The 15,735-nt window shown below is 43.7% G+C and carries 8 protein-coding genes and 1 tRNA gene; 1 reads left to right on the forward strand and 8 read right to left on the reverse strand.

What is annotated here, in order from left to right; translation table 11 throughout:
- Positions 1 to 89 precede the first annotated feature (89 nt).
- The 8 genes from C8N47_RS00945 to C8N47_RS00980 form a co-directional block, all read right to left on the reverse strand.
- Positions 90 to 1,874: an endo-dextranase gene (locus C8N47_RS00945; RefSeq protein ID WP_107820640.1), complete on the reverse strand. Its 1,785-nt coding sequence runs from the start codon at positions 1,872 to 1,874 to the stop codon at positions 90 to 92.
- Between the two features lie 87 nt (positions 1,875 to 1,961).
- On the reverse strand, positions 1,962 to 3,470 hold the full coding sequence (locus C8N47_RS00950) for a SusE domain-containing protein (protein WP_107820641.1): 1,509 nt from the start codon (positions 3,468 to 3,470) through the stop codon (positions 1,962 to 1,964).
- 49 nt (positions 3,471 to 3,519) lie between these two features.
- Complete coding sequence (locus C8N47_RS00955) at positions 3,520 to 4,998, reverse strand: RagB/SusD family nutrient uptake outer membrane protein (RefSeq protein WP_107820642.1); 1,479 nt, start codon at positions 4,996 to 4,998, stop codon at positions 3,520 to 3,522.
- A gap of 19 nt (positions 4,999 to 5,017) precedes the next feature.
- Positions 5,018 to 8,281, reverse strand: a complete 3,264-nt coding sequence (locus C8N47_RS00960) for a TonB-dependent receptor (protein ID WP_245915643.1) — start codon at positions 8,279 to 8,281, stop codon at positions 5,018 to 5,020.
- Between the two features lie 162 nt (positions 8,282 to 8,443).
- Positions 8,444 to 9,445: a FecR family protein gene (locus C8N47_RS00965; protein ID WP_107820644.1), complete on the reverse strand. Its 1,002-nt coding sequence runs from the start codon at positions 9,443 to 9,445 to the stop codon at positions 8,444 to 8,446.
- 88 nt (positions 9,446 to 9,533) lie between these two features.
- Positions 9,534 to 10,157, reverse strand: a complete 624-nt coding sequence (locus C8N47_RS00970; protein WP_107820645.1) for an RNA polymerase sigma factor — start codon at positions 10,155 to 10,157, stop codon at positions 9,534 to 9,536.
- Between the two features lie 67 nt (positions 10,158 to 10,224).
- The gene (locus C8N47_RS00975) at positions 10,225 to 11,427 is read right to left on the reverse strand and encodes an ATP-binding protein (RefSeq protein ID WP_107820646.1); all 1,203 of its coding nucleotides are present in this window, start codon (positions 11,425 to 11,427) and stop codon (positions 10,225 to 10,227) included.
- Between the two features lie 461 nt (positions 11,428 to 11,888).
- Positions 11,889 to 11,962 (reverse strand) — tRNA-Val (locus tag C8N47_RS00980).
- A 338-nt stretch (positions 11,963 to 12,300) separates the two neighbouring features.
- Between C8N47_RS00980 and C8N47_RS00985 the strand changes: the two genes are divergently transcribed.
- Positions 12,301 to 15,735, forward strand: coding sequence for an ATP-binding protein (locus C8N47_RS00985; RefSeq protein WP_107820647.1), 3,435 nt, complete (start codon positions 12,301 to 12,303; stop codon positions 15,733 to 15,735).

A 15,735-nucleotide genomic window follows, 5' to 3' on the forward strand; every position in this document is an offset into this window, starting at 1 on the left:
AATAGTAGTTTTCGTTCCTAAAAGGGCAAAGGATACCCTTTAAAGCGCAAAAGCACTTCACCCTCAAGACGCTGAATAGTCTCAAAGGACTACTCGTATTCCAATACTACCATCGTCCAGTATTTCAATTCGGGCAGCGTAAAAACAACTTGATTGCCGCTTTGCGAAAATTCCAGTGAGCGGGATGCTCCTCCGATAATATCGGGCGATGCTACCCACACTTTTGTTACTGGTTGGGTGCTTGTAACTGATAGCGCAGCATCTTTTATCAATGCAGGAATAGTCTGAATTCCGCTGTTGTCGCGCCATTGCTGGCTTTTCGAATCCGTAAAGTTAATCAGGTGAATGACCTGGCTGGTCCCTACTTTCTTACAAACCGTTGCCACCGCGCCTTGACTTGCCGGCCAGTTGGCAATTTGAATTTTACCATCAGTCGAAGAAACAGACGCTATATTGAAATTTCCGCCATCGCGCAGCAAATTCTGGTAAGCCACCAAAAAGTCGTAATAATCCGGCAACGCCGCTTTCAAGTCAGATTTCATTTGCAGGTTACCGTTCGGGAAATATTCTTTGCCCAACATGTGTTCGCCCAATTCCAAGTGCGCCCCGCCAAAGGCAAAGATCACGGCATCGGTCATCAAAACAGCAGGTGTGTTGAAATAGCCCTGGTTGTTGGCCAAATCGTAATTCATATAAGCGGCCAGCACCGAATTTTTGGAGTTATTGCTGTACGTGTTATTTTGCTGAATAATATAGGACAAGTCATTATAAGTATCGTTAGGCGACCAGACTTCCGTGTACAAAAAGTCGGCTGACGACTGTGCAATTCCTTGTTGTCCATATTGGTTCACCGCATTCATCGCGATATCTTTCGAAGGCTTGTCCGTTTTCATCGCCTCGATAAACGGCTTGTATGTTTGAGAAAGATTAAGGACTGAGCCATCGTATTTATAACGGATACCCCGGTCACCCAGCTGGTCCATGTGAAAACCATCGAAATCGAGAAACTGATATACGTTTTGATTTTCGGAAGCAAGGAATTGCTGCCAGCCTATATTCGATGGATCGAGCAGATAAATATTGCTCAAAAAAGGCGAGGATAGCGGGTGGAAATCCCGATTCGTATGGCCATTATCGGTAAATACATACCATTCTTTCTGAACGCCATCAGCTTCAGCGTTATCCCATGCCCCGTAAACCAGATTGTAAAACATCGCTTTCATGTTCCGGCCATGTGCTTTTTCAATATACTTTTCTACAGTATTGAAATAAATGTCACGGTTAATGATGTCTTTCCAGCTACTGGCAGGGCTACCACCAACAACCGGAAGCGGCATATGGTGCTTGTTCATCCAATCGTAAAACTGAAGCCCGTTAATGTGGTATTTATTCAGATTGTCAATCACTTCGCTCATTTCAGCGTCTGTTAGCTGCGGAAACTTCGACAGAAAGCCATAACGGGGAAATTTTGTCCAATCAGACGATACATCAACACCAACTGTCGCGTAAATGGTTTCGGAATCACCACTCCCTCCGTAAACCTCAACGGCATATCCCCGAAAATCGGTGTCGGGAGCCTGCCAGGTCCAGCTTGAACCAGAAACAGCAGCCTCATCAATCACCTCTCCCAGGTATTTGTACCGAACTTTGGCTGAAGCAGGTAATCCTGAGTTATCAATCGTGAAATTTACTGTACTTCCCGGCAAATAGGCCGCCTTATCGGTTTGCAGCACCGCATTCATATAGGTTGGAGTGGCCGGATTTGCCGGAATCTCCGGTTTTGGATCGGGGGTAATGTCATCATCTGACTTACCGCAGGCTGCAATAATTGCCGCCAGCGCAATGCTCATCAATATTAGTTTAAACTGCTTCATCAATTTTCTGAAATTATTTCTGTTAAGGTTTAAAATCCACGGGTAAAGCAAAACTCGTCCCGTGGATTGAATAAAAATCTAACTAAACTATTGCTTTGTAATTGTGATTTGTTCGTTATCCAGATCAACCGTAATGGTATAATTCCCGGCATCGCCATCCTGCAATTTCCACTTGTTGTCGTCTCCTTCGCAACCATGGCGAATGGTATAAGTACCATCCGATACAGACTGATTTGCAGTAGCCGGAACCAGCCAGTCGCCGTCGCACCAATCGCCCGTGTATTTCGAGAATTTGAGCTCACCAGCACTCAATGCTCCGGTAAACGTATATACTCCATTGGCGTAATTCATCGGTTCCGGGTTATTAATTTCCCATCCATTGGGTGTTGCATCGCCAATTAGATACAGCATTAACGGTTCAATCGAGATGGTTGCATTTTCCAGGTCGACTGTAAATTTATATCGACCTTGTGTTTGTTCGCTAACCACCCATTTGTTATCCGGGCCATCACAACCATTAGTCACAATATAATCGATGGCTGTGAGTACCTGATCTCCCTGCGATGGATTTAACCATTCTCCATCGCACCAGTCACCTGAAAAAGTTGCAATTTTGAATTCCCCCGCAGTCAATGTCGCCTCATAGGTAAAAATAAACGGATCATCAGCATTTTGAACGAACGCCTGGTCGCTCGGCATCTTCCAGTCATTTACAGGAGTTGCAGTTCCTACTAAATACAGCTCTGAATAAGTAGGACCTTTCAATTTTTCAATACTGATTGTCAGATCCAATAGGTTAACGGTCACTTTATAGTTACCTCCTTCTGCAATATTCCACTGTATGTCCTCTCCACTACCACCTTCATTATAAACCATCATTTCTTCATCTGCTGGATCTTGGGTGTAGAAATCCTGGCACCAGCAATCGTCCTGACTTACCGCAAACTTAAAGTTTCCTGTTGTCAATTGTCCCTGGTAAGTATATACCCAAGGTGTCGAAGCCGATGCCGTTAACGCCGTAGCACTGGCAATATCCCATCCGTTCGGCGTAGCATCACCAACAATATAGAGTTCCGAGCTAACCGGTTTATATGGTGTTACGCTGAAACTCTGTATTTCTGTAATACCATCTTCAACGTCCTCGTTGGTGACATTAGCCGTTACTTTTGCCTCGAACTCCGCTGTAGTCCCAGCCTCAACACCCCAATAATTCAGAACAAGGTCGTTTAAGTCTGACACCGTAAAGCTCTTTTCGTAAACTCCTTTACCTAAATCGAAAATTTTGGCATTGGTAAAGCTGTCCCCTGATTTACCAATCTCAAGAACATACGAGATGGAGCTTCCTGTGCCCTGATTGGAACCACGGGTCCAGGAAATTGAAAGAGCAGTGCTCGCATAGCTCTCTTGCGATAAAGCCAATTGAGTTGAAGAAAGCGTCAGAGTTACAGGATCGCCATTTGAGATAATGATGTCTTCGTCTTGCTGGCAGGAATTCAGGAGGAATCCGGAATAAATCGCCAGGGCTATAAGCATGATTTTGGCTCCGAGCTTGTGTCCCGCCCGGATATATTTCGGTTGAAAACTATTGTGTTTCATTTTCTTCGGTTTAATTATTGATGCATTAAAATCAGAAATAATTCCCGGGTTAATAGCCCGGGTTATTCGGCAATAAATTTGGATTCGACTCGATTTCTTTCAACGGAATCGGGAATAACAAATACTTGCTGGTTGCATTTAACTTCCCGATGGAGTGTAGAAAATCAAGTCCCCATTGACCGTTATCAACACGGATCAGGTCAAACCAGCGCTGGCCTTCGAAAGCCAGTTCAATTCGGCGTTCGTGCAGGATGATTTCTTTCATTTCTGCTTGAGACTTTCCGGTTACCGGCGATAAGCCGGCCCGGGCACGAACCAGGTTTAGGGGTGTTTCAGCTTCAGTTGTTTTATTCAGATTATTCAATGCTTCTGCTTTCATCAGCAGAACATCAGCATAGCGCAATACCGGAAAATTCATCGGACTATTGTCATAAGTCGGAGATACAGTCTTGGTTACCAAAAACTTCCGAAGATTATACCCCGTTGAAGAGTAAGCGGGATCGTAATCCATCCCGTCGAATTGCGGGCATCCATCGTAGAACACGGTAACATCTTTTCGTTTGTCTCCGTCTTCGTACGAGTCGACAAATTCCTGTGTTGGTTGATTCCATCCCCAACCACCGGCAACCATATTTGAGTTACGCGGTCCGGTGAACGTGCTTAACCAGGACGCCTGATTTTCGTTCGACCAAAAGTCCTCTCCCGCGTCACCGGTATATTGAATTTCAAAAAGAGACTCAATCGAATTCTTGTTATTGACATCAAAATTATCTCCGTAATTTGGATTTAGATCATAGCCTAATGTAGCCACTTCGTTGGTTAGGGTGACAACTTTTTCGTATTCTTCCAAGGTCAGGTAAACTTTAGCCAGCAAACCTGTTGCAGCTCCTTTGGTAGCACGCCCCAAATCGGCAGATGAGTAGGCAGACTTAGCCGGCAACATCGTCTTCGCCTGCTCCAGATCGGAAATAATCAGATCGTAAACTTCTGACTTATCGGTACGCGACACCTTAAAATCATCGCCCGGCTCCTGGGCTTCAGTAATCAACGGAACATCGCCAAAATAGCGAACCAAAATAAAATAGTACAATCCTCTCAGGAAGTGCGCTTCCCCCAATATCCGGTTTTTCACATCTTCATCCATATCAATCGCCGGAACTTTTTGCAAAACGATATTACAGCGCAGGATCCCGGGAGAAGGTCCACGAAAAAGATCCAATGCTCCTTCGTTGTCTGTTGTAGTTACAAAGTTGGCCATATCCTGCGTTTCACGGCCATCATCGCCTCCACCGGCACCAACAATGCTGTTCCCGGCCATAATGTCGGAAGTCCACATGCGCATGTTATACAATTTGGGCCATTGTAATGGCTGATAAGCACCATTAATCGCGGCAATGGCATCCGATTCTGTCTGGTAAAAGTTTTCAGTATTGATTGTATTTAACGGTGACTTATCAAGAAAATCGTCGTTGCACGAGCTCATCGCCAACACAATCAGGACTAGGGGTATATATTTTAAAATTTTCATTGCTTAAAATTTGAATAGGTTAGAAACTAACATTTACGCCAACACTATAGGTCCGTGTAACCGGATAAGTACTGATATCGATTCCGTTTGAGCCAACCTCGGGATCAAATCCTGAATAGTCGGTGAAGGTCAATAAGTTTGTGCCGGAAACATACAGCCGGGCTGAGCTCATCTTGACTTTTTCAACCCAACGTTTGGGGAATGTATAGCCTAAGGTCACATTCTTAACTCTCAAATAAGAGCCATCCTCAACAAAACGGTCAGATGGACGAACGTTTTTATTTGGATCATTAAAAACTGCACGAGGCGTGCTGTTGCTGGTTCCTTCTCCATTCCAGCGGTTTAACGTTGCTGTGCTTTGGTTGTAGGCAACAGCCATCCCTTCGCTCCAAATCCGGTTCGCATTGTAAATTTCGTTTCCGTACACTCCCTGAATGAAAATGGTCATGTCGAATCCTTTATAGGCAAAACGGTTACTCAGGGCAAAAATGAAATCGGGATTGGGATTCCCAATATAGGTCCTGTCGTTATCATCAATAACACCATCGCTGTTCAAATCCTTAAAGCGAATATCGCCGGCTGAAGTACGTGCATATACATCTTCTCCGGGAACTTGCAAAGCATGTGCATCAACCTCGGCCTGAGTCTGGAAAATGCCGTCAGTCACGTAACCATAAAAAACATCAATAGCCTTCCCGGTCTCAATCCGACCGATTTTCTGGTTCAACCCCACATCGCCACGGCTCATTGGAATCGTGTCATTCAAACTTTTCACCTTATTTTTATTGAATGAAATATTGAAATTGGTATCCCATGTAAAATCGCCGGTCAGGTTCCGTGAGTCGATACTAACCTCAATCCCCTTGTTCTCAACTTCGCCAGCATTGATGTAAGGGACATCAAGATCGGAATAGCCTGTTGTAATTGGCACTGCCATGGGCACAAGCATATCTTTGGTGTTTTTCTGATAGGCATCAACAGTCAGGTTAATTCGCTGGTCGAAAATGGTGGCATCGAAACCAACATTCATTTGTTGCTGCGATTCCCATTGCACGTTAGGGTTTGGCATTTTGGAAGGAACAACCGCATTTACCAGGTTGTCATTGAAATTGTATTTAATTGTACTCAATTCCGACGCAAACGAATAGTTCCCGATTTCCTGGTTACCGGTTAGCCCGAATCCGGCACGTAACTTCAAATTATCGATAAATCGAACCGATTGAAAGAAATCCTCTTCTGAAATTCGCCAGGCCAGCGAGCCTGAAGGGAAAATACCCCATTTATTATTCGTTCCGAAGCGGGAAGATCCATCGCGACGAACAGTTGCAGTAACCAGGTATTTATCGGCATACGAATAGTTTAAACGCCCCATATACGACATCAGCGCCCAGGAGTCGCCATAACCACCAACGTTCTTTTGGCTTAAGCCGTTATCCAACGTTTGAGTAACATCGCTGGCAAACTCCTGAATTGAACCACTAATGACCTCATACTTATTTTCCTGCGCACTGGTACCGGCCATAACCGTTAGTCGATGATCCCCTCCGATCGTGGTGGTATAAGTCAGCAGATTATCCCAGTTCCAGGTTATCGATTTATAGGACGCCTGCCCCAAATAAGATTGTTCCTGCGGGGTAGGTTGCCAGTCGTATTTAGGCGACCACGTACGGGATTGCCAAAAATTGGCTTTCAAGCCAGCTGTCGACCGGAAAGTCAGGCCTTTCATCAATTCAATATCGACATAAATTGATCCCAGCAAGTTATAGCCCAGCGTCGAGTTATCGACTAATTCCGCCTTTCCAATCGGATTCGTTACATCACCCACCCATGAGGGAATTCCCTCAGGACCGGCATAGGTTCCGTCGGCATTATAGATCGACTGAGTTGGCAGCGCACGCATAGTATTCAAAATACTGTAGTCGCCACTATACTTGTCATCGTGGTTCAGGGTAAGCATATTCCCAAACTTTACTTTGTCCAGCACCTGTGTTTCAGAATTGAACTTCAAAGCGTAACGTTTAAAACCTGTGTTTAAGACAATTCCCTCTTGGTTGAAATAGTTGGCCGACACATAGTAAGTATTCTTTTCGGCACCCCCTGAATATGAAAGTGAATAGTTCTGCATTGGCGCTGTTGAGAACAACGCTCCGATCCAGTCTGTCCCTCCACCCAAAGAGGCCGGGTCGCCATAAGCAGGATTTTTCACCATGCCGGCATTTTCCATCATCTCATTGTGCATCGCAGCAAACTGAGAGGCATTCAACATGTCAACCAGGCTTGTCGCTTCCTGAATCCCGTAGTAAGCATTGAAGTTAATCTTCCCTTTCCCTTTGGTTCCTTTTTTGGTGGTTACAATTACAACTCCGTTGGCTCCCCGGGAACCGTAAATAGCTGTAGCCGAAGCATCTTTCAAAATCTGAATATTCTCCACATCGTCCATATTCAGCTGATTTAATCCAGCATCGGTAGGGACGCCATCAATTACCAAAAGTGGGTTATTGTTGTTCACTGTTCCAATACCTCGGATACGGAATGTAGGGTCGCTACCCGGCGTTCCGCTGGCAATCACCTGCACACCTGCTGCACGCCCCTGCATGGCATCACCAACACTCGGAACCGGAAGAGACTGGATATCTTCAGCATTCACACTGGCAACCGAGCCGGTAAGATCACGTTTTTTTTGCGAGCCATAACCAATGGCAACGACTTCGTCCAATCCAACAGCATCTTCCTGCATTTGTACATCGACCCTCAATTGGCCATTAACGGGAATTTCCTTGGTGCGCATTCCCACAAACGAAAAAACGAGGATTGAATTATCATCAACCTCTCTCAAGCTGTAGTTCCCATCCAAATCAGTGACGGTACCAAGCATCGTACCTTTAATTAGTACCGTTGTTCCGGGAATCGGTTCTCCACCGGGGCCGGTCACCTTCCCCTTCACCGGATGTGATTTTTGTTGCTTAACCGGCACATCGGATTCCGATTTCGGATAAAGAACAATCCGGCGATCAATCACTTTATAACTTATTGGTTTACCCAGGAACAACTCATCCAGAATGTTCTCAATGCTTTTATTTTCGACATTCAAACTGACTCTTTCGTCCAGTTGAATTTGCTGAGCATTATAGAAGAAAACGTAATTTGAGTTCTCTTCGATCGCCTGGAACGCATCTTTCAACGTCACATTTGAATATTTCAGGCTCATCTTGTTTTGTTGAGAGAATGCATTTCCCGATACGTTAAGCAAGCTAATCAGGAAAATGAAGAAAGTTAGTCGCATAATTCGCCACAGTTTACTTATGTCCTCCCATGGGAGGGCATAACATTTCACCTTTTTTTTCATAAATTTGTAAAGCTTAATTAATTACTAATGAATAGCGTCAACTATTCGTTACATTGATTATTCCCGGGCGATGCTGGAACATCTCCCGGGTTTTTTGTTCTATTTTTTTGCCAACCAGATATCCGGCCCATCTCGGCGAACATCAATAGGAATGGTCAAGCCAATAATTTCGAAAAGCTTTTCGATATCGTCACGCTGATAGACGCTTCCGGAATACAACTCACGTTCAAGACTGGAATCCTGAAGGTGAATATTCACGTTATACATTCGTTCCAGTGTTTTGACCAATTCGCCCAGCCGAACCTGATCAAAATAATACTCACCGGTACGCCATAAAGTCGAAAGCTGCGGATCAACTGCAACCACCTTTTGCTGATGGTCGCTTTTACTGAACAGCCACTTTTGGCCCGGTTTCAATAATACCGGGTTCTTCTGATTGAGTATGTTTTTAATTTCAACACTCCCCTCAAACAGGGTTGTTTCGGTATGTGTATCTGCCGAATAAGCGCGAACGTCGAACTGGGTACCTAAAACATTCACATTCATATCGCGCGTAGTCACCCGAAAGGTGCGCGATTTGTTTTTGGTAACATGAAAAAAGGCTTCTCCATCCAGTTCAACTTCCTGCAAACTTTTGTCGCTGGCAAGATGATATTTCAGCTTAGAATCGTAGTTCAAGGCAACAAAGGTTCCGTCGGGTAAGGTCAACTCCGACTGTTGCCCTTTTGGGGTATTAAATTCAATAACCTGAGACTGCATTTCGGACGTTGTGAAGAAATTGGATTGCCCTAACCAATATCCACTACCCCCAACCAGTATTAAAATTGATGCCGCAACAGCAATATTTCGAAGTTTGATAATCGGAAATACACTCGATTTGTTTCTACGATACAATTCGAGGGATTGCTCACGCATTTCTGTAAAATCAGCAGTTGTCCCTGTCTCCTCTTCCTTTCTCCTGAATTTCAGAACATAACCAATAAGCCATGCCAATTTGGTTTCCTGATCCGGATTTCCGGATTTTAGCTCGGATAAAGAATCTTTCGAAATTCGCTTCTTGAATTTCGGATCAAACAAGTAATCTGAAGTTGTCTTTTTCATTTCCTGAACTATTACTTTCTACTCCTAAAAGCAAGAAACAGGAAAATATACCCTCCCCCCAGACATGCTGCACAGCATGTTTCAGAAATCAGCGAAGATATTTATGGAAAAACAAAATGACTGAATCCGAACTTGACTGAAGAACTGCCTTTAACTTATGGATAGCTTTCTGAATGTTATTCCCGACAGATTGGTAGTTTACCTGCATCACTTCGGCCACTTCAGCATTCGAAAGATTCTTATAAAACTTTAAGTAAATGGTTTCCTTCTGACGAGCAGGTAATCGATTGACTGCCTCGGCCAGCAAATCCAGTCTGAGCTCCTTTTCCAAGTCATCAGCATCTGCAGCATAACTCAACAAGAACTCATCGGGTATTTCCGATTTGACTTCAATGTTGTGATTTTTGTCTTTGCGCAGATTTCCCAAAATCCGAAGCCGGAGTGATTTGAGCAGGTAAAATAAAATATTATCGGTGGGAGAAAGTTTCTCTTTCTTATTGGCCAACTCGAAAAACAAATCCTGGATGCTATCACGAACGATATCTTCATTCATTGTAAAACGCCGGGCGTATTCAAACAGCTGCAAATGATAAGTGTCGAAAATGTATGTGAATGCTTTTTCATCCCCATTTCGAAACCGTTGCCATATTTCATAATCGAAGTTCTTTTGCATGGATAGTTGGAAGCAACAATTGATGCCAAAGCTATTCATTTTTTAACAAAGATCATCAAAGTATCTGTCCGGTGCTTTTCACTTTTCCCGAACAGGGGTCTCCGACCTACACAAATTCCGTCAAAAACTGCCTTAATGGAATATGCTTGATCCCTTCATAACTAACGCCTGAATAGTCGTCCATTGTAACAACATATTTGGGGTAGTTATCTTTAATGTCGAGTAAATTTCCAAATTCCCGCTCCATTGTCTGCTTCTCAGTAATCCGGAGCGCTACTTGAACGTAGATCTTTTCCCCTTCCCGTTCGGCGATAAAATCAATCTCCCGGTCCTGTTGTTTACCTACCAAAACATCGTATCCGATTGTTTTTAAATGAAGATAAACTGCGTTTTCGATAATTTGCCCCAAGTCGAAAGGAGAGAACCCTGCAATTGAATTTCTCAAGCCTATATCATTGAAGTAATATTTCTCTCCAACCTCAAAAACCTTCTTGCCCTGAATATCTGAACGCTGAACGCCAGCTATCAACATAGCAGTTGTTAGATAATTCAAATAATTCAAAATCGCATTGATCGAAATTGACACATTCTGTGACTTCAAAAATTTGCTGATCCCCCTGGCGGATATCAGGTTACCTGTTTCGTTCGCGAGGTATTTGATTAAGCGGTTTAGAAAATCAACATTTCTAACCTCAAAACGAGAAACAACATCCCTAAAAAGAATGGACTGGCTTATATTTTTTAAATAGTCGAAAACTATCTCGTCAGTAAGATCCAGGTGAATCAAATAGGGAAGTCCGCCATATTTCAGATATTGCGTCAGACTTTCCTGAGAATTCTCCAGTTTATGAAACGCCAAAAACTCAGGGTAATTCAGCGCAGAAACAGGTATCTCAACATATCTCCCTCCTAAATACGTACCCAATTCTCCCGACAAAATATTCGCATTACTTCCAGTGCAATAGATGTCATATCCTCCTTCTGCCAAAAGACTTCTCAATGTCTTTTCAAATTCAGGAACAACCTGAATCTCGTCAACCATTAAGAAATTAGGCTCACCTATTTTTGATTTCGATTTCACGTATTCATAAAGAGCTGTCGAAGTATTTAGCTGTTCAAACTCATTTAATTCAAGATTGATATAAATAATGTTTGGATTTTGGAACCGCTCTCGAATACTGTCCATTGCCTGGAATAGCAAATAGCTTTTTCCAACCCTCCGCTGACCAATAAGTACTTTAATAAGTTCTTTGCCGATGTATCGATCAACTCGTTTTTTGTAGATGTCTCTTGAAATATATGACCGCATTGTATTTATAAGTAACAAACAATCAAATATAACCCATTTTGTCACTTACAACAAACAAATAATGGTTTTCACCTAAGTGAATTGTTTATAATGTACGGAATTATTCTATTAGATACTATTCTATTAACTACGAAGTAGTTTAATTCCTCAAAATCAACTTCAAATTAATTATTACTTATTTGGATGAGCGAATCTAGCTTCATTAGCTGTTCATTTGTGATTCAGCCTTTACTTTTTATGAATTCATACTTCGCGCTATTACTCCCCCTTTTCTTCACACTTCTAAATAGTAAAAAGTTTGCAGTGAGTGAGCCCGCAGAAAAGAGCACAAAAGCACTTAATACCCTGAATGGTACAGCAACAGGTGTTTTATCGAAGAACTCTTCAGGATCATAAAAAGTAAAGGTTTTGAGTTTGAAGCCTCTCAATTTGACCTACTGGATTTTGACACACCACCGAAGTGGTTTGTACTCGCTTCGAACAAGTGCCCCTACCCTGTCAAGGTAATGCTCTAAACCAACTGAACTAACAACCCGGTTGTCGTAAAAATATATAAAAAAACTTCTACAGTTCGAACGAGAAAATGACAACATAACAACAACGCGCATTAAACAGCACTTTCAACAACTTTTCAGAAAGCCTTTGGATATTTTAGAAAATAGACTACTTTAACAAGACGTTTGGGGTTTGAAAAAGCGAGAGTCGATGAAAACAGGCAGTCAATCGAACTCCTCTTTATAATAAGAAACATAACCCTTTTTAGAAATTGAACAACTCGGGTTGGCGACTGTGCAAACGGATGGCAACAGGGAAACGTTCGACCGAAACCAAAATTATCTTTGCCCAAAGCCAGAGAGAAAAGACGAGCTTGCCATGAGCGAAAAAAAAGACATTTTAAATAACGAAGGCCACGAGCGGGAGCTAACGGGCAATCCGGACAGCGCTCCTGAAGTTGGCGCCGGTAAGGTTAAGCCGCAGGAGAATGAAAATCTGAAGCAACAACTTGCCGAACTGAAAAAAACGCTTCGGAAAAAAGACCGCGAGATCGAAAAACTAGCCCGGTCAAATCAGTTCTACGAGCAGCACAAGATTCTTCTGGATGCTGCGACCGAGCTCAACTCGGCCAAAAGTTTTCATTCGAAGATCGAGAAAACATTGGCTTTAATTGGAAAGCAACTCCAGGTAAGCCGTGTGTACATCTTCGAGAATAATGAAGACCGGACAACAACGACCAACACCTTCGAATGGTGCAACGATGGAATCGCACCCGAGATTGATAATCTCCAAAATCTCCCCTACCGTATTTTTCCTTCCTGGAAAGTTCTTTTGGACACGAAAGGTGAAATCTGTGCAAACAACATCCGTGAACTTCCTGCTGATATCTACGAATTGCTCGAACCACAGGGAATCAAAGCGATCCTGGCATTTCCAATCCGGGTAAAAAGTCACACTTATGGTTTTATTGGCTTCGACGAGTGCACAACACCGCGGGTTTGGAACAAGCGGGAAAAGGAGCTGTTGTCGAAATTTTCGTCAATCATCTCGAATACTTTCGAGCGACAATCGATGGAAGAAAGTGTCATCAAGAGCGAGAAGCGGTATCGGGAATTGACGGAGTTCCTGCCGGAAATGATCTGCGAAGTTGACTTAAATGCCCGCATTACATACGTCAACCAGTTTGCCCTGCAAAAAATAGGCTATACGGAGCAAGAAGTGGCGGAGAAGCAAATCACGGTTTTCTCGCTATTTCATCCGCAGGACCTAGCCAGGGCAAAAAATAACTTTACCCAAATCGTTAGCGAGAAAAAATCGCTGGTAAGTGAATACCAGGTAAAGACCAAACACAACGGCGAACTGCATGTCGTCATCTACACAACGCCCATCATCGAAGACGGCTCTGTTACCGGCCTGAGGGGTGTGATGGTCGATATTTCGAAGCAAAAGCAATCGGAAGAGATGGTTCGCTTCAACCTGAAACGACAAAAAATTGTTTCGAAGATCTCGATGAAGCTCAACTCGCTCGACGACTTCGCAAACCAAATCAACAAAACAATTAAACTGGTTGGTTCGCACCTGAACGCTAGTCGGGTTTATATTTTTCAAAACAACAAAGAAAACTCGGCAACCAACAACACGTACGAATGGTGCGCCAAAGGTGTAGCTCCTCAAATGGAGAACATGAAAAATATCGAGTTCGACGAGTCCTGGATTAGTCTGTTAAAGCAACAACATTTCCTGGGTTTCGATAATTTTGATCAGCTGCCTGCACCTTTTAGTTCCAGGATCAGGAAATTACAGGAATTCTCCACCATCGTCTTCCCCTTATTTTTCGACAATAAACTGACCGGTTTCATTGGTTACAGCGACTGCTCCAATCAACGACCATGGACAAAAAGTGAGGTGGAATTTATGCGGACCGTTTCCAACATTGTTGCCAACTCGTTTATCCGCAAAAAGACGTTCCAGATCATGAAAGAAAGTGAAAGGGAGAACCGGGCCATCATCGATTCGATCCCGGACATGATTTTTCACTTCAACGAAACGGGCGAAATTATCAGCTATAAATCGTCTAGAAAAGAAAACTTTCTGCTTCAGAATCCGGACAAACAGCATACTATTTTTGATATTTTCGAGGAAACCCTGGCTGCAAACATGCTCGTTGCAATTAAGGAATGTTTGACCAACGGAAGCTTCAAATTCGATTTCAACCTGCTCAAGCAGGAAGAACTCGCCTATTTCGAGGCGCGGTTCGTGGTTTTAAATTCCAACGAGGTTGTTGCCATCATCCGCGATGTAACCGAAGCGCGGGAAAAGGAAAAGCAGTTACAAGAGGCTAAGATAAAGGCGGAGGATGTATCCAAAGCAAAATCAGAGTTCCTGGCCAATGTTTCGCACGAGATCCGCACCCCAATGAATGCCATCCTCGGCTTTAGCGAATGGCTATACGACAATGTTGACAACGAGCTACACCGAAATTATCTGCACACGATTTTAACCAGCGGACGAACTTTGCTCGCGCTAATCAACGATATACTCGACCTTTCCAGAGTGGAGAGCGGCAACATGACCATCGAGCTCGAACCCATGCAATACCGGGTTGTTGCCACCGAAATACGCCAGGTCTTCCGCCAGAAACTGGAAGCCAAAAACCTGACGTTGAACATCAACACCGATCCGTCGGTTCCCGGTTTTGTTTACATGGACGAGGTGCGTTTTTACCAGATTCTGTTCAACCTGATTGGCAATGCCATAAAATTTACGGGAAAAGGCTTCATCAACCTCTTTGCCTACGCGCAACGCACCGACGACCCCACAACCATAAAGCTGATTGTTGAAATTGAGGACACCGGCATCGGGATTCCCGAGGATCAGCAAACCAAAATTTTTCAGGCGTTCTCGCAGCAAAGCGGACAAAGCAACCGCTACTATGAGGGCACCGGGCTCGGTCTGGCCATTGTCTCGGGTTTGTTGAAAAAATTAAACGGTTCAATCAGGTTGAAAAGCAAAACCGGCCGGGGGTCCGTTTTTACCATTCAATTCAACGATGTCAGAGTTGCCGACATCAAGGAGAAAGGCTTCATTGCGGAGAAAGAAGACGCCAAGTTGGTGCTCGATCCCTGCAAAATCTTAATCGTCGACGACGTCAATTTCAACATTCTGGTGCTCAAACGAATCATCGAGTTCGAGCATGTTACCTTTTTGGAAGCCACATCGGGCGAACAGGCTTTGGAGATCATGAATGAGGACCAACCGGACCTTGTTTTCATGGACATCCGCATGCCCGGCCTCAACGGTTACAATGTGACTGAAATCATCAAGGAAAATCCACGATTCAAAAATATTCCGGTTGTGGCATTTACGGCCTCCACGCTTGCTGAGGACCAAGAGCGCATCGATGCCACCTTCGACGCTTTTTTGCAAAAACCAGTCTTCAAAAAAGAGGTGATGGCTGTTCTCAAGCGTTTTCTCCCGCACAAATACGTGAAAGACGAGACTATCGCCACCAAAGAAACCGAACAAAGCTTGCTAATCGACCCGCAGCTGAAATCGCATCTTCCGGAAATTATCGGGAAGCTGGAAGGCGATTTTTTCCGGACCTGGGAAGAAATCAAAGACGATCTGATCATCTACGAAATCGAAGATTTCAGCCAAAAGCTGTCCGACTACCTGTTCGGGCAATCGTGCCAGTTCCTTAGCAATTACTGTCGCGAGCTAAACTTAAGCCTGCAATCTTTTGATATTGATCAGATTGAAAAGAAACTTTCGGAATACCCCGAACTAATCCAAAAGCTAAAAACCCAGTTATAA

Origin of the sequence: Mangrovibacterium marinum (assembly GCF_003046625.1) — a bacterium.
GTDB classification, from domain to species: Bacteria; Bacteroidota; Bacteroidia; order Bacteroidales; family Prolixibacteraceae; genus Mangrovibacterium; species Mangrovibacterium marinum.